18 protein-coding genes are annotated in these 17,401 nt (G+C 75.5%); 8 read left to right on the plus strand and 10 right to left on the minus strand.

All coding sequences use genetic code 11. The features are described from left to right. Nucleotides 1-6 precede the first annotated feature (6 nt). Both SCA03_RS00145 and SCA03_RS00150 read right to left on the minus strand, forming a co-directional pair. The gene (locus tag SCA03_RS00145; RefSeq protein ID WP_086817692.1) at nucleotides 7-1,623 is read right to left on the minus strand and encodes an amidohydrolase; all 1,617 of its coding nucleotides are present in this window, start codon (nucleotides 1,621-1,623) and stop codon (nucleotides 7-9) included. A 72-nt stretch (nucleotides 1,624-1,695) separates the two neighbouring features. Further along, complete coding sequence (locus SCA03_RS00150) at nucleotides 1,696-3,375, minus strand: APC family permease (RefSeq protein ID WP_141275143.1); 1,680 nt, start codon at nucleotides 3,373-3,375, stop codon at nucleotides 1,696-1,698. Between the two features lie 335 nt (nucleotides 3,376-3,710). Here SCA03_RS00150 and SCA03_RS00155 point away from each other — a divergent pair, with 335 nt between their 5' ends. Both SCA03_RS00155 and SCA03_RS00160 read left to right on the plus strand, forming a co-directional pair. Next, nucleotides 3,711-4,412 carry a TetR/AcrR family transcriptional regulator gene (locus tag SCA03_RS00155; RefSeq protein WP_141275144.1) on the plus strand — a complete coding sequence of 234 codons (702 nt, stop codon included), beginning with the start codon at nucleotides 3,711-3,713 and terminating at the stop codon, nucleotides 4,410-4,412. Nucleotides 4,413-4,632: 220 nt separating this feature from the next. Further along, nucleotides 4,633-5,439: an SAM-dependent methyltransferase gene (locus SCA03_RS00160; RefSeq protein WP_086818187.1), complete on the plus strand. Its 807-nt coding sequence runs from the start codon at nucleotides 4,633-4,635 to the stop codon at nucleotides 5,437-5,439. Nucleotides 5,440-5,498: 59 nt separating this feature from the next. On the opposite strand, the gene rpsN is transcribed toward SCA03_RS00160, so the two are convergent. Both rpsN and rpmB read right to left on the minus strand, forming a co-directional pair. Further along, nucleotides 5,499-5,804, minus strand: coding sequence for a 30S ribosomal protein S14 (gene rpsN / locus SCA03_RS00165; RefSeq protein WP_030890255.1), 306 nt, complete (start codon nucleotides 5,802-5,804; stop codon nucleotides 5,499-5,501). Next, nucleotides 5,804-6,040 (minus strand): 50S ribosomal protein L28, encoded by a 237-nt coding sequence (gene rpmB, locus SCA03_RS00170; protein ID WP_030890258.1) that lies wholly within the window; start codon nucleotides 6,038-6,040, stop codon nucleotides 5,804-5,806. The genes rpsN and rpmB overlap by 1 nt, the downstream gene beginning before the upstream one ends. A 137-nt stretch (nucleotides 6,041-6,177) precedes the next feature. On the opposite strand from rpmB, the gene SCA03_RS00175 reads away from it, so the two are divergent. Further along, the gene (locus SCA03_RS00175) at nucleotides 6,178-6,432 is read left to right on the plus strand and encodes a type B 50S ribosomal protein L31 (protein ID WP_030890260.1); all 255 of its coding nucleotides are present in this window, start codon (nucleotides 6,178-6,180) and stop codon (nucleotides 6,430-6,432) included. Between the two features lie 204 nt (nucleotides 6,433-6,636). After that, entirely contained in the window at nucleotides 6,637-7,491 is an 855-nt protein-coding gene (locus SCA03_RS00180) for an AAC(3) family N-acetyltransferase (RefSeq protein WP_086818188.1), read from the plus strand. A gap of 53 nt (nucleotides 7,492-7,544) precedes the next feature. Here the strand turns inward: SCA03_RS00180 and SCA03_RS00185 are convergent, their stop codons facing one another. Then, nucleotides 7,545-8,315 carry a VOC family protein gene (locus tag SCA03_RS00185; protein ID WP_030890268.1) on the minus strand — a complete coding sequence of 257 codons (771 nt, stop codon included), beginning with the start codon at nucleotides 8,313-8,315 and terminating at the stop codon, nucleotides 7,545-7,547. 451 nt (nucleotides 8,316-8,766) lie between these two features. Here SCA03_RS00185 and SCA03_RS00190 point away from each other — a divergent pair, with 451 nt between their 5' ends. Further along, on the plus strand, nucleotides 8,767-9,027 hold the full coding sequence (locus SCA03_RS00190) for a plasmid stabilization protein (protein ID WP_212767746.1): 261 nt from the start codon (nucleotides 8,767-8,769) through the stop codon (nucleotides 9,025-9,027). A gap of 201 nt (nucleotides 9,028-9,228) precedes the next feature. After that, nucleotides 9,229-9,435, plus strand: coding sequence for a DUF5133 domain-containing protein (locus tag SCA03_RS00195; RefSeq protein WP_030890274.1), 207 nt, complete (start codon nucleotides 9,229-9,231; stop codon nucleotides 9,433-9,435). Between the two features lie 105 nt (nucleotides 9,436-9,540). On the opposite strand, the gene SCA03_RS00200 is transcribed toward SCA03_RS00195, so the two are convergent. Next, nucleotides 9,541-10,476: a LysR family transcriptional regulator ArgP gene (locus SCA03_RS00200; RefSeq protein WP_086817539.1), complete on the minus strand. Its 936-nt coding sequence runs from the start codon at nucleotides 10,474-10,476 to the stop codon at nucleotides 9,541-9,543. Between the two features lie 102 nt (nucleotides 10,477-10,578). On the opposite strand from SCA03_RS00200, the gene SCA03_RS00205 reads away from it, so the two are divergent. Together SCA03_RS00205 and SCA03_RS00210 are read left to right on the plus strand one after the other, a co-directional pair. Further along, nucleotides 10,579-11,196, plus strand: coding sequence for a LysE/ArgO family amino acid transporter (locus SCA03_RS00205; RefSeq protein WP_086817533.1), 618 nt, complete (start codon nucleotides 10,579-10,581; stop codon nucleotides 11,194-11,196). 124 nt (nucleotides 11,197-11,320) lie between these two features. Next, complete coding sequence (locus tag SCA03_RS00210; protein ID WP_030890283.1) at nucleotides 11,321-12,190, plus strand: metallophosphoesterase family protein; 870 nt, start codon at nucleotides 11,321-11,323, stop codon at nucleotides 12,188-12,190. Nucleotides 12,191-12,260: 70 nt separating this feature from the next. On the opposite strand, the gene SCA03_RS00215 is transcribed toward SCA03_RS00210, so the two are convergent. The 4 genes from SCA03_RS00215 to SCA03_RS00230 all read right to left on the minus strand — a co-directional run bounded on the left by SCA03_RS00215 (nucleotide 12,261) and on the right by SCA03_RS00230 (nucleotide 17,354). Then, nucleotides 12,261-13,244 carry an SGNH/GDSL hydrolase family protein gene (locus SCA03_RS00215; protein ID WP_078874971.1) on the minus strand — a complete coding sequence of 328 codons (984 nt, stop codon included), beginning with the start codon at nucleotides 13,242-13,244 and terminating at the stop codon, nucleotides 12,261-12,263. A gap of 244 nt (nucleotides 13,245-13,488) precedes the next feature. Then, nucleotides 13,489-14,361 carry a tyrosine-protein phosphatase gene (locus tag SCA03_RS00220; protein WP_086817535.1) on the minus strand — a complete coding sequence of 291 codons (873 nt, stop codon included), beginning with the start codon at nucleotides 14,359-14,361 and terminating at the stop codon, nucleotides 13,489-13,491. Then, nucleotides 14,361-15,701, minus strand: a complete 1,341-nt coding sequence (locus tag SCA03_RS00225) for a PP2C family protein-serine/threonine phosphatase (RefSeq protein ID WP_230988416.1) — start codon at nucleotides 15,699-15,701, stop codon at nucleotides 14,361-14,363. Before SCA03_RS00225 ends, SCA03_RS00220 begins: the two co-directional genes overlap by 1 nt. A 117-nt stretch (nucleotides 15,702-15,818) precedes the next feature. Then, a complete protein-coding gene (locus tag SCA03_RS00230; protein WP_230988417.1) occupies nucleotides 15,819-17,354 on the minus strand; it encodes an extracellular solute-binding protein in 1,536 nt (511 codons plus the stop codon). Nucleotides 17,355-17,401 lie beyond the last annotated feature (47 nt).

A 17,401-nucleotide genomic window follows, 5' to 3' on the forward strand; every position in this document is an offset into this window, starting at 1 on the left:
GGCCATTCAGGCCCGGTGCACGATCCGCCCGTCGACGACCGTCAACGTGACCGGCGTCTCCGCGAGTTCACCCGGCGGGACGGCCAGCGGGTCGGCGGCGAACGCGGTGAGATCGGCCCGGAATCCCTCCCGGACGCGGCCCGCCCGGTCCTGCTCGCCCGCGACGAGTGCGGCGGTGACGGTCATCGCCTCCAGCGCCTCGCGCGCGGTCAGCGCCTGGTCCGGGGCCACCGGATCGCGGTCGCCGTGGCCCGGCAGCCGGCGCAGCCGGGCGGTGGCCAGGACCTCGCGCGGGTCGAAGTGCGCGATGGGCCAGTCCGAACCCAGCACCAGCGGCGCACCGGCGTGCAGCAGATCCGCGCACCGCCAGGCCCGCGACGCCCGCTCGGTGCCCAGTCGGGTGGACCAGTTGTCGCTGTGGTCGGCGCGGGTGTACTGCACATGGCTCGGCTGCATCGAGGCGACGACGCCACAGGCGGCGAACCGGGCGATCAGCTCGTCCGGCGCGGTCTCGATGTGCTCGATGCGGTGCCGCGAGGCGCGGCTGTCCGGGGAGCTGTGCGGCGCCAGGCAGTCGAGCGCGTAGCCGACGGCCGCGTCGCCGATGGCGTGGGTGGCGGTGGGCACCCCGGCACGGGCGAGGGTGTCGACGGCCGCGGCGTACTCCTCGGGCGGCAGCCAGAACGGCTTCGTCGACTCGCCGTGGCAGTCCGGGTGGTGCAGCCACGCGGTGCCGTTGTCGATGGTGCCGTCCATGAACAGCTTCACCCCGGCGACCTGCCACAGCCGGCCGCCGGTGCCCTGGAGCCGGACGATCTCGGCCAGCCCGTCCGCGTCGACACCGGGCTGTGCCCAGGGCGCGCACCGCAGCCGGAGCGTCAGCCGGTCGCGCTCCTCCAGCAGGCGCAGGGCGGGCAGGCTGCCGTCGGAGAGGTCCATGGCGTGCCCTGCGGTGAGGCCGCAGGCGTTCATCCGGGCGGTCAGCGCGGCCAGTTCGGCGGCGACCTCCTCCGGCGCGAGGGAGGGCGCCGCACGCTCGACGCACTCCTTGGCCGGGTCCTCCAGCAGCTCGCCGGTGGGCACGCCGTCCGCGTCGCAGACGATCTCCGCGTTGCCGGCGAGCGCCACAGGACCGGTCACACCGGCCAGTTCGAGCGCCCGGCCCGAGGCGAGCGCGGCGTGCCCGTCGAAGAGGGTGAGCAGCGCCGGGGCACCGTCGAGGACGTCGTCGATCAGGTCGCGGTGCGGGCGCCGGCCGCCCAGGATGTTGGGGTCGAGGCCGAAACCGCGGATCCAGGCGCCGGGTTCGGCGGTGCGCCGCGCCTCGGCGAGCGCGGCACGCAGCGCGTCGGTGTCCCGGCACACCGACAGATCGAGGCCCCGGGCCATCAGGGCGCCGTGCACGGGGTGCATATGGCCGTCGGTGAGCCCGGGGGTCAGCGTCGTGCCCGTCCCGTCGATCACCTCGGTGCGGGCGTCGCACGCCTGCCGGACCTCCGCGTCGTCGCCGACGGCGATCAGGACGCCGTCGCGCACGGCGAGCGCGGAGGCCGCGGGGCGGCCGGGGTCGAGGGTGTGGACGGTGGCGCCGAGGACGGCGAAGTCGGCACTGATGCGGGACACGTTGCTCCTTGCTGTGGTGCGGGGCGGCGCCGGGCCGGCGCCGCCGTGGGTGACGGCGGAACCGCCGTCCGGTCAGGGGGCGTGCGGCGGCCGGGGCCCGGCGGCGGTGCCGGCCGGGTCCGTGGCACGCGAGGGGGAGGGGGCGGCCGGCGCGGAGGCGTCCGCGTCCGCGCGGGAGCCGTCCTGGGCGGGCGCCTCGCCCAGCCCGAGGGCGCTCAGATCGCGTCCCGGGCGGCGGGCGAAGGCCCAGGCGCCGAGGGCGGCGAGCGCCAGGACGAGGGCGGTGCAGACCCAGTAGGTGTCGCCGGGCGGCGGCTGGTCGGGCCGGACGTTGCCGTAGACGCCCCAGCCGATGACGGCGACGCCGACGAGCGGCACGCACAGATGGCGCACCGGCCGCAGCCCCCGGCGGTCCGTGCGCCACAGGTACAGCGGCAGCCCGACGAGCGTCACCAGCACGCTGATCAGCAGCGGGACCGTGCCCATGCCCGCCTCCCAGGAGGAGACGGTCGCCGGGGGCGCGTCGGTCACCAGCGGCGGCACGGCGATGCACGCGCCGATCATCCCGACCCACAGCAGGGTCGCACCGACCGGGACACCGCGCCGCCGCGACGCCCGGCCCAGCGCGCCCGGCAGCATCCCCGCCCGCGCGGCGGTGAACGAGATCCGGGACATCGCGGTGAGCGCGGCGACGAGACAGGCGACCGAGCTGATGGCGCCGACCGCGGCGAGCACCGCGTGCGCCTGCGGCAGGTAGTGGCCGGCGAGTTCGAGGAACGGCGCCTCGTTGGCGGGGTCGCCGAACCGGTCGGCGCCCGGCCCCGCGCCCTTCCAGCCCGCGTAACCGGCCAGCCCTGCCCAGGTGGACAGCGTGTACGTCACCCCGACGACCAGCACGGACACGAGCACGGTGACCGGCACCACGCGGCGGGGGCTGCGCAGTTCGGCGGCCATGCTCGCGGAGTTGTCCCAGCCGACCATGCCCGCGACGGCGAGCGGGAAGGTGAGCCCGCTGAGCCCGGCGAGCCCGCCCGGGTCGCCGCCGTCGGCGTGCAGCGGAACGGTCGCGGCGGAGCCCGAACGCACCAGCAACAGCGCGGCGAAACCCAGCAGTACGGCGATCTGGACCGCGGCCAGCACCGAGGAGACCAGGCTGGAGGCGACGATTCCGCGCAGCACGACGGCGGCCGAGAACACCAGCACGGCGAGCGAGAGCACCAGCCACCAGGCGCCGCCCAGCCCGAGCGAGGCGGTCATCCAGTGCCCGGCGAAGACGGCGACGGCACCGATGGTCAACGGCCCGGAGAAGAGCGTGCAGTAGAAGACGCCGCTGGAGAGCCGGACCCCGAGCCCGGGCGAGACGGTGCCGAAGGCGTGGTACGCGTACGCGACGAACGAGCCCGGGGAGACGATGCGCCGGGCGAACTCCGCGACCGTGACGGCACCGGCCAGCAGCCCCAGCGTGGCGAGGAGGAAGGCCCACGGTGCCTGGGTCCCCATGGCCGCGACGACCGCGGGCGCGGTCAGGAACGCCCCGTTGACGGGCGCCATGTTGGAGAGGGTGACACCGAGCGCGCCACCGGGCCCGATGGCGCCTGCCCGCAGCCCGCCGTCGCCCTCGGGCGGGGGCTCCGCCGCGGTGCCGGTGGCGGCGGCGCCGGACGCACGGCCGGGCCCCGGGGCGATGCCGGACGGCGGTGCGGGGGTGACGGGTTCGGCGGCTGGGGTGGGGTCGGGGTGTCGGTTGCCCACGGGTCCTCCGGGTTCGGTGCGGCACACGGTGCGGAGGGGCTCGTGCGCCGGAGGGGCGGCGGGAGCGGCGCCACGGCGGGAGCGCGGCGAGCCGGCCGGCCAACATCGTTAGTTAGCCTGATTAGCTTTGGGGGAACGTACCCCCACGACCGTCGCCAGGGAAGAGGTCGGCATGAATTTCCGTTGCGGATCGAAGGTGTGACGACGGAACCATCCGGCGATCGCGTGCCCGACAACGGAATCCGCAGAACGGTACTTCTGCGGGGCGGCGGTGGTTCCCCACGGGGGCTCCCTACAATCGCCTGGCCCGCCGTCCCCTCCCGTCAGGAGCAACCGTGCCCCGCCCGCCCCGGCTCTCCCGCACAGCGGCGGTGACCACGGCGCTGCGCATCCTCGACGAGGAAGGCCCCGGCGCGCTGTCCATGCGCCGCCTCGCCCAGCGCCTCGACGTCACCAGCCCCTCGCTCTACAAGCACTTCCGGGACCTGGACGACCTCCTGGACGCCGTCGCCGACGCGGTCGCCCGCCGGATCAACGCCGCCATCACCCGCGAGACCGAGCACCTCGACGGATGGCGTGCCGAACTGTCCGTGGTGGCCCGCTGCTACTGCCTCACCTTCCGGCGCCATCCGCACACCCTGGCCCTGGTGATGCGCCGCCCGCTGCGCAGCCGCGCCTCGCTCGCGGGGATCGACGACATGCTGGCCGTCCTGCTGGGCCGGGGCTGGGGCCTGCCCGAGGCGACCCGGGCCCTGCTGCTCGTCGAGTCGTACGCCATGGGCGCCGCGTTCACCGCCGCCAGCGCCGGTTTCGCCGCCGACTCCGCCGAACTCGCCCGCCACCCCGCGCTGTCCGCCGCACTGAGCGGCTCCCACCCCGATCTCCGGCTCGGCACCGACGACTTCGAGCACGGCCTGACGATGCTCCTCGACGGCATCGCCCGCGACCTCGCCCCGAAGGCCGCCCGGGAGACCGCGCCGGATGCGGGCACTGCCCCTGGAACCGCGCCGGACACCGCCCCGGCCGACGGCCTCTGAATCGCCGGGCCGTGCGTTCGTCCGACGGCGACCGGCAGGCCGGGCCGCCCCGCCGTCCGAGGTCCCGGGCCGAACGGCGGCCCCCCGCACGGTGGTTGCGACGACGGCTGCCGGGTACCGTCTCTTGCTCCGGCCGTTCAGGTGTGCGGGGACGGGGAGATGCGCGCCCCGGCTCCGTGCGCCCTCGTCCGACCGACGGCCCGAGCCGAGAAGGAGCAGCATGGCCCCGGAACCCCGCGCCCACGAGGCCGCCGACCTCGTGGACACCACGGTCCCGCACTCGGCGCGCATCTGGAACTACTGGCTGGGCGGGAAGGACAACTACCCCGTGGACCGGTTCGCCGGCGACGAGTTCGCCCGGATCTTCCCCGGCATCGTCGACGCCGCCCGCGGCGCCCGGCACTTCCTCGCCCGCGCCGTACGGCACCTGGCGGGCGAGGTGGGCATCCGCCAGTTCCTCGACGTCGGCACCGGACTGCCCACCGTCGACAACACACACGAGATAGCTCAGCGCGTCGCGCCCGAGTCCCGCATCGTCTACGTCGACAACGACCCGCTCGTCCTGGCCCACGCGCGCGCCCTGCTCACCTCCACACCGCGGGGCGCGACCGACTACATCCACGCCGATCTGCGCCGGCCGGCCGACATCCTCGAAGCGGCGGCCAGGACCCTGGACTTCGACCGGCCCGTGGGGCTGATGCTGCTGGGCGTCATGGGGCATGTGCCGGACGACGCGCAGGCGCGTGCCCTGGTCGCCGAGCTGGTCGAGGCGCTGCCGCCCGGGAGCCATCTCACGCTCAGTGACGGCACCGACGTCAGCGCCGAGCGCCGCAAGGCCCACAACCGCTACAACAGCAGCGGGGCGGCCCCCTACGAGCTGCGCTCGCCCGGAACGCTGCGTGAACTCTTCGACGGGCTGGAGCTGTTGGAGCCCGGTGTGGTGCCGGTCACCGAGTGGCGGCCCGACCCCGACCCGGCCCCACCGGCACCCGTCACCACCTACGGCGGGGTCGCGCGCAAGCCCTGAGCTGTTCCGGCGGCGGGTGTGCCCGGCCCCGGCAGGGCCGGGCACACCGAACGCGCCGGTTACCAGCTGGACTTGCGGACCCCCGGCAGAAAGCCGGCGTGCGCCTGCTCGCGCAGCCGGATCCGGGACAGCCCGAAGGCCCGCAGATGCCCGCGCGGCCTGCCGTCGACCGAGTCCCGGTTGCGTACCCGGGTGGCGCTCGCGTCCCGCGGCTGGCGGGCCAGCTCCCGCTGCGCCGCCGCTCGCCGCTCGGGCGGGGTGTCCGGCCGGCGCACCAGCTCCTTCAGCTCCGCCCGCCGCTCGGCGTACCGGGCGACCACCGCCCGGCGCTTCTCGTTCTTCACGATCTTGCTCTTCTTCGCCATCAGACCTTCTCCCCGCGTGCCCGGATCCGTGCCACGGCCCGCTCGATGCCCATCGCGTCCACGGCCCTGATCGCCTTGGCGCTCAGGGTGAGCCGTACGTGCCGCCCCTCGCTGGGCAGCCAGTAGCGCTTCGTCTGGATGTTGGGGTCGAAGCGTCGCCGGGTGCGCCGGTGGGAGTGGGAGACGTTGTTGCCGAACGTGGGCCGCCGGCCGGTCAGTTGGCAGTGCGCTGCCAAGGGGGACCTCCTCGCTAGATGAAAATGGTTCCCGTTTCTGTGTATCGTAGCGTTCGCGGCGACCACGCGGGACCGGCCCCGTCCGGCCGGCCCGCCCGCACACCGACACCCGCCACCGACCGCGCCCGGAGCACACGATGAAACCCGGTATCCATCCCTCCTACGGCCCCGTCGTCTTCCGCGACGCCGCAGCGGACTTCGCCTTCCTCACCCGCTCCACGGCCACCAGCGACCGCACGATCGTCTGGGAGGACGGCCACACCTATCCGGTGATCGATGTGGAGATCTCCTCGGCGAGCCATCCCTTCTACACCGGCAGGCAGCGCGTCGTGGACACCGAGGGACGCGTCCAGCTCTTCGAGCGGCGCTACGGGAAGCGCGGCCGGGCGTAGCCCCACCGACCGGCGACCAGGCATGCGGTCGCCTGCCGTGTCCGGCGACGTGGCGCCGGCGCGGCCGACGGGAGCGGGCCGAACCTCGGCCGGCCCGCTCCCGTCCCTCCTCCGCGCGCTCTGCCGCCTTCTCCGCGACGCGTCCCTCCCGCACGGCCGGTGAATCCGCTGGGCCTCCGCCGCCCGACGGGGGACACTGCGGACATGTCCACCGACCTTTCGGAGTCCGGCGCTTCGGAGCACCGCGCCTCGGGCTCCGGCGCGTGCAGGGAGCCGCGTGGCCCGCTGTGCACCCGCGCCTCGCTCGTCGCCGCACTACGAACACTCGGGCTGCGCCCGGGGGACACCGCCTTGGTGCACACCTCGCTCAGCGCGCTCGGCTGGGTGTGCGGCGGGGCGCCCACCGTGGTCCGGGCGCTGCTCGACGTCCTCGGCGACACCGGCACCCTCGTCGTACCGGCACACTCCGGCGACAACAGCGACCCCGCGGAGTGGAGCGCCCCGCCCGTCCCGGAGTCCTGGTGGCAGCCGATCCGGGACGCGATGCCCGGGTACGACCCGCACACGACGCCCACGTACGGCGTCGGCATCGTCCCCGAGACCGTCCGCACCTGGCCCGGCGCCGTCCGCAGCGCCCACCCGCAGACCTCGTTCGCGGCGCTCGGGGCGCGCGCCCGCACCGTCGTCGACGGCCACGCGCTCGACTGCCGGCTCGGCGAACGCAGCCCGCTGGCCAGGCTGGAGGAGGCCGGGGCGCGCATCCTCCTGCTCGGCGCGGGCTACGCCTCCTGCACGGCCTTCCACCTGGCCGAATACCGGGTCCCGGCGCCCCGTACCGAGGTGTCGTTCGCCGTGGCCACCCCGCTGGGGCGCCGCTGGACGACCGTTCGCGACACCTCCGTCAGCGCGGACCGCTTCGACGAACTCGGCGCCGCGTTCGAGGCCGTCCGCCCCGTCGCCCGGGGCCGAGTGGGCGCCGCCGACGCCCGGCTGTTCCCGCTGCGCGACGCCGTCGCCTTCGCCCGCGACTGGCTGGCGGAGCACCGGGCGAGGGGCTGAGCGCGCCGCGGGGCCCGGCCTCGGTCTGCCCCCGGCTCGTCCTCGGGCGGGGCCTACTCGCCGAGCAGGCAGAAGAGGGCGCCCGCAGGGTCGCGGAGGGTGGCGGCGCGGCCCTCGGGGGCCTCGCGGGAGGTGGAGATGACCTCGCCGCCGGCGCGGACGGCGGCGGCCAGCGCCTCGTCGAGGTCGGCGGAGCGGAAGAAGACGTCCCAGCGGGTGCGGACGTTCGGGTCGGGGGCCGCCTCGACGCCGCCGCCGCGCAGCCCGGCGACGGTCTGCCCGTCCACCAGCAGGTGCACCTCGTCCTGCGCCTCCTCGTAACCGACGCCCTGGTTCGCGTTCTTGGACCACTCCAGGGCCTCGCCGTAGAAGACGGCCGCGGCGAACGCGTCCGGGGTGCGCAGCTCCAGCCACGCGGGTGCCTGGCCGGCGCCGACCGTCCAGCCCTCCGGCACCTCGCCCTCCCACAGGCCGAAGGGCGCGCCGTAGGGGTCCGCGGCCACGGCGGCCCGGCCGTCGCCGACCCGCAGCGGGCCGACGGCGACGGTCGCCCCGCGCTCGTTGACGCGTTCACCGGCCCGGTCGGCGCTGTCGACGGAGAAGAAGACGGTCCAGCGGACCGGCAGTTGACGGGAGACGGACGTCTCGTTGAACCCGGCCACCGGCTGGCCGTCCCGGGTGGCCACCCGGAACTCCGGGCCCAGCTCGCTGTCCTGGAAGGACCAGCCCAGCACCGGCCCGTAGAACTCCTCGGCCGCCCGCTGGTCCCCCGTGGTGAGACTGACCCAGCAGGGCACCCCGTGGGTGCCGGGGACGGAATCCATCGGTTGCCACCTCTCAGTCGCCTCGCCGGCCCGGCACGTCGCCGGGACGTACGGCCCGGGTACGACGCTCCGTGCGCGGCGCGCACCGTATGTGACGACGGTCGGTCCGGCAGCCCGGCGCCCGCGGCCGGGGGACGCGTCGGGGCACCCGGACGGAGCAGCCGCGGGCTCGCTGCCCGCGCGCCGGGGTGCCCCGGGCGGCGCGCGGCGAAACCCGCCGACGGCCCGGGCCCGGCGGGTGTGACGCCGGTCCGGTGCGGCACCCGGGAGGGCGGGCCGGGTCGCTCCGGGTCGCCGTGCGGCGGCGGGGGCGGCACGGTGGGAACGTCCCGGAGGAGAGGCCCCGGGAACCGACCGAGGAGGAGTCGTGGCCGCAGGGAGGAGCGCAGGCGCCGGCCGGACACGGGAGCGCCGGTTCGAGCTCTTCAGGAAGGGCGCGCGGAACCAGGGCGTGCCGGCCCGTCGCGCGAAGGAGATCGCCGCCCGCGCGGTCCGCAGGGCCCCGGCGTCGGCGGACGGAGGCGCTCCGGAGGAGGTGCTGCCACCCGGAGCCGGGGCGGAACAGGCACCCGGAGCGGGTGCGGACCGGGCGGCGCGGCAGCAGCCGGGCGGGCCCACCCGGGACGAGCTGTACGACGAGGCCAGGCAGCGCGGCGTCCGGGGCCGCTCGCGGATGACGAAGCGGCAGCTGCGCAGGGCGCTGGGCCGGTAGCCCCGGCGTACGGGCGGACGGCCCCGCCTCGCCGAGTCGGCCGCCGCGGAACCGCCGCGGAACCGGCGCGGTGCGGACGCAGAACCGGCGGGGCACGGACACGGAACGGCGCCGCGAGGCGCCTCGGACGACCCCCTGGACGACCCCTGACGACCCCCGGACGACCCCCGGATGACCCCCTGGATGAGAGGTGCCGAGGACATGATGGCTCACCCCGACACCCTGCGAGAGCTGCTCGCACGCTACGAGGCCCTGCGGATCCACATCCGGCGGCGGCCCGAGGACCCCGAGCGGCGCCGCGAGATCGACGACGTCTCCTACACGCTGTGCGTCTCCACCGCGACGTGCGACATCCGGGAAGCCCTGGCCGCGGCCCGTCGGCACATCGGCGCTGCCGAGCCCACCTGAGCGGGCCCGGCCCGGACAGCGGCCGGTACCGAACGCGGGCCGCCCCGGGGCCCGTCGGCCGTCAGCGCCGTCGGCCGTCGGCCGTCAGCCGTCAGCCGTCGGCCGTCAGTCGTCGGCCGTGGGACGTCGAGGGTGCTGCACCAGCGCCTCGCCCGCCGCCGCCACGACCGCGTCGGCGGTCGCCGCCAGGGCGGGGGAGTCCAGCTTCCACTGCTGCCAGAACAGCGGTACGTCGATGGTCCGGTCCGCGTCCAGTGCCGTCAGCGTGCCGGCCGCCAGCCGGGGCAGCGCCTGCGGTTCGGGTACGAGGCCCCAGCCCATGCCGGCGGTGACCGCGTCCACGAACCCCTCCGAGGTGGGGACGTGGTGCCGCAGCCGGCTCGCGCCGCGCCGGCCGCCGGTCAGCCGTCGTACGAACCGGTCCTGGAGGCTGTCGCGGCGGTCGAAGCAGACGACGGGCGCGTCCGGCAGCAGCCGGCGCAGCGGGGTGCCGGGCCGGCCGGCCAGATGCCGCTCGACGAACGCGGGGGCGGCGGCGGGCAGATAGCGCAGCCGGCCGAGGCGGCGGACGGAGCAGCCGGCGACCGGCTGCGACGAGGACGTCACGGCGGCCATGACCGCGCCCTCGCGGAGCAGCGTCAGGGTGTGGAACTCGTCCTCGCGGTGCAACTCGAAGCAGATGTGCAGCTCTTCGGGCACCCGGGTCAGCGCGTCGAGGAACCAGGTGGCGAGCGAGTCGGCGTTCACCGCGACCGGCAGCGGGGCGGGCTCGGCGGGGTCGCCCGCGCCGAGTTCGGCCCGCGCGTCCCGCTCCAGCCGGGCCGTCTGGCGGGCGAGGCGCACCATCACCTGCCCGGACTCGGTCGGGCGCACCGGCTTCGTACGCGTCAACAGGACCCGGCCGGTGCGCTGTTCGAGGGCCTTGACGCGCTGGCTGACGGCGGACGGCGTGACGTGCAGCGCGGCGGCCGCAGCGTCGAAGGTGCCCTCGTCCACGACCGCGAGCAGGGTGCGGACCTGGTCGAGGGGAAGCTCCGGCATGCTCATCGTGCCAGGCTATCCGCCCACGGAGTTCAGCAGAGCTTAAGCAGCATGAGAATCTTTAACTGTACTCAGCCTGTTCCGCTCCTTAGCGTCGCCGGTATGGGAACAGCACTGGCCTCGGCCGCCGCCGGATTCGGCACCGGACTCTCGCTCATCGTCGCCATCGGCTCGCAGAACGCCTTCGTCCTGCGCCAGGGCATCCGCCGCGAGGCGGTCCTGCCCGTGGTGGCGCTGTGCACCGTGTCCGACGCGGTGCTCATCGCGGCCGGGGTCACCGGGATGGGAGCGGTGGTCACCGCGTGGCCGCCGATGCTGACGGTCGTCGGCCTGGCGGGCGGGGCCTTTCTGCTCGGCTACGCCGCCCTGGCCGCGCGGCGCGCCGTGCGCCCCTCGTCGCTGACCGCCGAGGGCGGCGCGGCCGTCTCCCGGCGCCGGGCCGTGCTCACCTGCCTCGCGCTGACCTGGCTCAACCCGCATGTGTACCTGGACACCGTGCTGCTGCTCGGCTCCGTCGCCGCCGGACACGGCCAGGCACGCTGGACGTTCGGGGTGGGCGCCGCGCTCGGCAGCCTCGTGTGGTTCTGCGCGCTCGGATACGGGGCCCGGCTGCTGAGCGGCTTCTTCGCGCGCCCGGGCGCCTGGCGGGTGCTGGACGGGCTGATCGCCGCGACGATGGCCGTCATCGGCGGCACGCTCCTCGTCGGCGCCCTGCGCTGAACCCGCGGTGCCGAACCCCGTCGCGAGCACACCGCGTTCCGCCGCACGGCCCGGAAGAACCGCGCGGGACCGGGGAGTTCGCCCCCGCGCCACGTACCGGCGGACCGGCCGGGATACTGACACGATGCACGCCGATGACTCAGCGCCCCGAGACCAGGACGACGGCGGGCCCGGCCTGTACGCCGTCAGCGATCTGCACATCGTCTACGACCAGAACAAGGAGTTCCTGGAGAGCATCAGACCCCGTACGCCCGAGGACTGGCTGATCGTCGCGGGTGACGTCTCGGAGACGGCCGACGAGATCGCCTGGGCCCTGCGCCTGCTGGCCGCCCGGTTCGCCCGGGTGATCTGGGTGCCGGGCAACCACGAACTGTGGACGCCCAAGGGCGATCCGAACCAGCTGCGCGGCGAGGAGCGGTACCGGCATCTCGTCGCCGTGTGCCGGGAGGCGGGGGTGGTGACGCCCGAGGACCCGTTCCCCGTCTGGGAGGGCGCGGGCGGACCGGTGACCGTCGCGCCGCTCTTCCTGCTCTACGACTACTCGTTCCGGCCCGAGGGCACCTTCTCGAAGAAGGAGGCGCTGGAGTACGCCTACGAGACGGGCGTGGTGTGCACGGACGAAGTGCTGCTGCACCCGGACCCGTTCGCCACCCGGGACGACTGGTGCCGGGAGCGGGTACGGGTCAGCCAGGAGAAGCTCGCCCGGCTGCCGCAGGGCAGTCGCACGATCCTGGTCAACCACTGGCCGCTGGTGCGCGACGACACCCGGATCCTGCGCTACCCGGAGTTCGCGCAGTGGTGCGGGACGACGCTCAGCGCGGACTGGCACGTGCGGTACTCGGCGGCGGCCGTCGTCTACGGCCATCTGCACATCCCCCGGACGACCTGGCACGACGGGGTGCCCTTCCACGAGGTCTCGGTGGGCTACCCGCGGGAGTGGACCCGCTCCTGGCACCCGGACCCGGCCCTGCGCAGGATCCTGCCGGCCGGATGAGCCGCGCGGGTGCGCCCGCCGGGCGGGCGGGCGCACGGCCGTGCGGACCGACGGCACGCCGCCGGTCCGGTCAGCGGCGCGCGGGGGTGCTGACCGCGCCCAGCAGCGCGCCGGCCATCGCCTCGTGGCCGAGCGCGTTGGGGTGGACGCCGGCCGCGTCCACCGCCTGGAGCGGCTCGATCCACCGGGTGCCCTGCGGCTTGCACATGTCGTGGCCGACGGTGGGCCCGTAGGTGTCCAGGTACTCGGCGCCGCCCGCCGCCGCCCGCTCGGCCAGCATGCCGTTGAGCCGCTTCTCGGTGTCCCGCAGCCAGGGGGTGTCGCCCTTGGCCATCGGGATCGTCTCCGGGCAGTTGGTCCCGTCGTCCGGCAGCAGATCCGGGTAGCCGACGACCACCACGCGGGCGTCCGGGGAGCGTTCGTGGATGCCGCGCAGCACCTCGTCGATCCGGGCGGCCTTCTCCTGGATGCGGGCGGCCAGCTCGTCCTCGCCGCCGAGCGAGTAACTCGCCTTGCAGGGCGACCCGTTGGGCACGAGGGCGCCGAGCACCACACAGCGGGCGACGATGCCGCCGAACCCGATGTCGTTGCCGCCGATGGTCACGCTCACCAGGTCCGTGTCCTCGGTGAGGGCGTCGAACTGCGGCGGCGCCGTGCCCTGCGGTCCCGTCATGTTCTCGGTGGTGGCCCCGCCGCAGGTGACATCGGTGAAGGAGCCGGGCGCGAGCTGTGCCGCGACGAGCGACGGGTAATTCCGGTCGGAGCGTGCGCAGTTCTGGTCCGTCTGCTCCGGGATACCGGCGCCGGAGGCGTAGGAGTCGCCGAGGGCGACGTAGTGGGCGTAGCCGACGGCGGCACCGTGCTGCGGCGCGGAGCGCGCACCGTCCGGCTGCGCGGCGGCTACCGCCGAGGTCACAGAGCCGCAGGCGAGCGCCCCGGCGGCGACCCCGGTCGCCCCGGCCCGCACCGCGAGGCGCAGCCGGCCCCGGGAGCGGCGGGCGGGGGAGGGACGAAGAGAGGCGGAGCCGGTGCGCACGGATCTGGAGCCGGGCATGAGGCACCTCACGGTCTCGTAGCGGTGGACAGGGGGGTACCGACCGGCCGGTAGCTGTACCGAGCAGTAAGCCTGGCCATGCGGACGACGAACCGTCAAGAGGCGTGCACCGTACGTGTATTGTGCCGTGCGGGCGCGAACAGCGCCGCCCGTTGGGCGCGTTGGGCGCGGGCGAGCGGCAGCGGGAGCGCATCCCGAGAGCGTGGCGGGAGGCGGGGCCGGCGTCCCGACCGGGGCGGGTCCGTCAGGGCGCCGGGGCGACCAGCGCGGTGCGCAGCCGGTCGACGGTCCGCCGATCGAGACCGAGGCCGCGCGTCACATAACGGTCGAAGCCGCCCCACTCCGTGTCGACGGCGTCCAGCGCCGCGGCCAGATAGCCGGGCAGCACCTCCGTGACCGCCGCGGCGATGCGCGGATCGCCGCCGCGCGCGGTGAAAGCGGAGACGTACGGGGCGAAGGCGGCCCGCACGGCCGGGTTGACGGCGAGATGGGCGGCGCGCGCCGTCGCCCGGTCGGCGCCGAGCAGCAGCAGGACGACCGTGGCGCCCCAGCCGGTGCGGTCCTTCCCCGCCGAACAGTGGAACAGCAGCGGGCGCCGCCGTTCGTCGGCCGCCGCCTCGACCAGGGTGCGGTAGGCGGCGCAGGCCCCGGGCGAGAGCACCATCTCCCGGTACGCGGCGGCGAAGACCTCCTCGACCCGGCCGCCGCCCAGCTCCCGCCCCGCCGCCGCCGGGTCGGCCAGCAGACTTCCCAGGCGGGCCGGTGCGCTGCGCCGGGCCGCGCCGAGCACATCGGCCGTGACGAGCCCGGCGCCCCGAGGCAGCACGTCCGGTGCCGCGCCGCGCTCCTCGTCCGTGCGCAGATCGACGACCGTACGGATGCCGAGCCCGGTGATGCCGGTGTCGCCCGCGGGGTCGAAGCGGTCCAGGGCGCCGGAGCGCAGCAGGAGGCCCGGGGCGACGACCCGGTCCGCACCGGCGTGGACGAGCGGGATGCCGCCCAGGTCGCGCACGTTGGCGACGGTGAGCGCGGACAGCGGGGTCCCGGTACGGACCTCGGGGCCGGGGCCGCTTTCGTGGTGCCGCGGCTCCTCCGAGCCGGAGCGGGCGCCCGGCATCAGCGCCCCTCCCGACCGGTTCCGCCGCCCCCGGCGTCCGACCCCTCGTCCGCGCCCTTCTCCGGCCCCCGTGCCTCCCGCGTTTCCTGCGTCTCCCGCATGTCCGTCGTCTCCTGCGTGCCGTCCGCCCCGCCCGTCTCCTCCGCTCCGTCCACGAGGTGGGGCAGGCCCTCGGGCAGGACGTCGCCGGGGGCGGGTGCCGGGGCGGCGGCCTCCTCGGGCGGGACCCTGCGGAGGGTCAGGATGGCGATGTCGTCCTGCGGTTCCGCGTGGGTGTAGGTCCGTACGTCGTCTCGCAGCTCGCGGGCCAGTCGGCCGGGGGAGGGGCACGCCTCCGAGGTGAGGGCGGCCAGCCGCTCCGCCAGCGGATAGAACACGCCGTCCGTGCCGCGTGCCTCGCTCAGCCCGTCGGTGTACAGCAGCAGGGTCGCCTCCTCGGGGAAGTCGAACCAGAAGGCCGCGCGCTCCTCCTCGACCAGCGAGGCCAGGCCCAGCGGGACGTGTGCGTCGCCCAGGTACACCTTCTGGGGGCCGTCGGGCGCGCCCACCCGCCACGGCAGCAGATGACCGCAGTTGACCGCCTGCGCCCGGTCGTCGCCCTCGTCGTCGACACAGATGATCAGCGCGGTGACGAAGCGTTCCGGCTCGCCGGAATGCCGGGCGTAGGCGTTGTAGCGCAGGACCGAGGTCTCCAGCGCGTCCGCCAGCCCGGACAGCGTGGGCTGACGGTGCGCCGCCTCGCGGAAGGCACCCAGCACGGCGATCGCGATGCCCACCGCCGACAGGCCCTTGCCCTGGACGTCCCCGATGAGGACGCGGGTGCCGTACGCGGTGTCGGCGGCGTCGTAGATGTCCCCGCCGAACAACTTGTCCTCGTGCACCGGCTCGTAGACGCCGTCCACGACGATCCGGCTCGTCAGCTCCGGCAGCGGGTGCAGGATGTGCTGCTGGATGACGGCCGCGGTCGAACGCAGCCGGATCAGTTCCCGCTCGTGCATCAGCCGCCAGCGGCAGCCGTACACCGCCAGCACACCGAAGACGACGGTGAGGAGCACCAGGAGGATGCCCTCGATGTCGTGCTGCGGATCCCGGCCCAGCGAGACGAGGGCGCCGGCGGTCGCCCACACCGAGGCGGCCACCGTCTGCCGGACGGTGCCGACGCCCGCGCCGATCGCCGGCAGAAAGATCAGCAGCCCGATCAGCCGGACCTCCGAGCCCGCCACCAGGCTGGGCAGGAGGACCAGCACGGTCAGGCCGACGACCCACAGCAGGAAGGCGCGGGTGGAGAGGGTCCGGGGCTGACCGCCCGGCGAGCTGGGGTCCGGAACTGCTGCTGCCACCAGCCCACCTTGACCCGGCACCGGTTCACCGTGCGAGCCGACACCGGCCCGGGGCCCGCGCTTCGCTCTGCTGCACGGGCCGCCCCTCCGCCTCGGGGCCGGACGCTCCCCGGACCGTCAGCCTCCCGGGGGCAGCGCCTCGCGCAGGGCCCTGTCGAGGCAGACGGCGAGCGCCGCATCGGTGGCCGGGCGGCGGCACGCGCTGCTGCCCCCGGCCGCCGCGCTGCCCGGTTCCTCGCTGCCGTCCCCGAACAGCGGTCCGAGCCGGGCCGCGAACGTGCCGGTGAAGGCGCCGTACAGCGGCGTGCGGGGGCGCTGGACCGCGTGTTCCAGCGCGGGCAGCAGCGTCCGGGCCGCGTACGCCGGACGGCCGTCCCCGTCGAGCGGCATCCGGCTGGTCCGCTCGCCCCGCGCCCCCGGCGACCCGCCGCCGCCCTTGCCGGCGCCCCGCCCGGCGTCGTCGTCCTTGCCCGCGTCCGCGCCCGCCCGCGTGCCCGTGCCGGCGCGCGTGCTCGGGTCCGGGTGCGACCGGGGCGCGCGGGCGCCGCACTCGATGTTCGCGTCCGTGTAGGCCGAGCGGCGTGTGGCGGCGAACCCGGCGTCCAGCAGACAGCGCTCGCTGACCTTGTCGGTGAGGAAGCGGATGAGGTCGGCGGCGGCGCCCGCGCGCGGCGAGTCGCTGCTGACGGCGAGGTTCTGGCCGCCGAGCACCGCCTTGCCGGGCAGCGGCGCGACACCCAGCCGGGAGGCGGGCAGCGCCTGGTGCAGCGTGCGGTAGGCGTACGGCCAGTGGCGCAGGAAGGCGGTGCGGCCGGCCTCGAAGTCGTTGAGTGTGTCGGCCTCGTAGGAGCTGGTGGCGTCCGCGAGCGTGTAGGCCCCGTCGGTGCGGTCCTTCAGCTCGCCGAGCCCGTCCTCGATCCGGTCGGGGTCGGAGGCGTAGCGGCCCTCCGCGTCGACGAGGCCGCCGGCGCCGACGGAGGCGAAGGCTTCGACGGCGTTGACGGTCCGGCCCTCGTAGGGCGCGAGCTGTGTCGTCCACCCTTTCGTGTAGGAGTCCGGCAGACCGTCGGCCGTGTCCACCGTGCGCACGAGCGACCTGAGGCGGTCCCAGGTGCGCACCGTGCCGCCGAGATCGGGGTCCTTCACGCCGGCCTTCGCCAGATAGTCCTTGCGGTAGTACAGCAGCCCGACATCGCTGTTGAAGGGGACGGCGACGACGTCGTCCTTCCAGCGTCCGGTGCGGGCGACGGCGTCGATCATGTCCCGGTCCAGCAGTTCCTTCGCCAGCGGACGGATCACCCCGGCGGCGGCGAACTCCGGTACCCAGGTCACGTCGAGGTTCACCACGTCGTACTCGGCGCTGCCGGACTGGAGCGCGCCGAGCAGCTGGCTGCGCTGCTGGTCGGCAGCGCCGGGCAGTTCGACGAGCCGGGCCGTCCAGCCCGTCCGCCGCTCCTCCTGGCGCTCGTTCCACGCGCCGATGAGCTGCTGGCGGATGCCGCCCTTGCCCGTGACGTCCCGGCCGCTGGCGATCACGATCTCGCCCGGCGTCGCCGCACCCGGCGCGCCGCTCGCGCCGCCGCCGGACCGGCCGTCCGCCGTGCAGGCCGCGGTGAGCAGCGTGAGCAGGGCCGGCAGCAGGACGCACGCCACGCGGCCGGGACCGGTGCGGGCGCCCCGCCGACGGGAGCCCCGCCCTC

It is taken from the genome of Streptomyces cacaoi (assembly GCF_006539165.1).
Classification (GTDB): Bacteria; Actinomycetota; Actinomycetes; order Streptomycetales; family Streptomycetaceae; genus Streptomyces; species Streptomyces cacaoi.

Excerpts from the sequence above, each read along its gene's own strand:
- SCA03_RS00185 (WP_030890268.1), bottom strand. The coding sequence starts at position 8,315 with ATGGATTCCGTCCCCGGCACCCACGGGGTGCCCTGCTGGGTCAGTCTC.
- SCA03_RS00210 (WP_030890283.1), top strand. The coding sequence starts at position 11,321 with ATGCACGCCGATGACTCAGCGCCCCGAGACCAGGACGACGGCGGGCCC.
- rpsN (WP_030890255.1), bottom strand. The coding sequence starts at position 5,804 with ATGGCGAAGAAGAGCAAGATCGTGAAGAACGAGAAGCGCCGGGCGGTG.
- SCA03_RS00160 (WP_086818187.1), top strand. The coding sequence starts at position 4,633 with ATGGCCCCGGAACCCCGCGCCCACGAGGCCGCCGACCTCGTGGACACC.
- SCA03_RS00205 (WP_086817533.1), top strand. The coding sequence starts at position 10,579 with ATGGGAACAGCACTGGCCTCGGCCGCCGCCGGATTCGGCACCGGACTC.
- SCA03_RS00200 (WP_086817539.1), bottom strand. The coding sequence starts at position 10,476 with ATGCCGGAGCTTCCCCTCGACCAGGTCCGCACCCTGCTCGCGGTCGTG.
- SCA03_RS00175 (WP_030890260.1), top strand. The coding sequence starts at position 6,178 with ATGAAACCCGGTATCCATCCCTCCTACGGCCCCGTCGTCTTCCGCGAC.
- SCA03_RS00180 (WP_086818188.1), top strand. The coding sequence starts at position 6,637 with ATGTCCACCGACCTTTCGGAGTCCGGCGCTTCGGAGCACCGCGCCTCG.
- SCA03_RS00195 (WP_030890274.1), top strand. The coding sequence starts at position 9,229 with ATGATGGCTCACCCCGACACCCTGCGAGAGCTGCTCGCACGCTACGAG.
- SCA03_RS00215 (WP_078874971.1), bottom strand. The coding sequence starts at position 13,244 with ATGCCCGGCTCCAGATCCGTGCGCACCGGCTCCGCCTCTCTTCGTCCC.
- SCA03_RS00220 (WP_086817535.1), bottom strand. The coding sequence starts at position 14,361 with ATGCCGGGCGCCCGCTCCGGCTCGGAGGAGCCGCGGCACCACGAAAGC.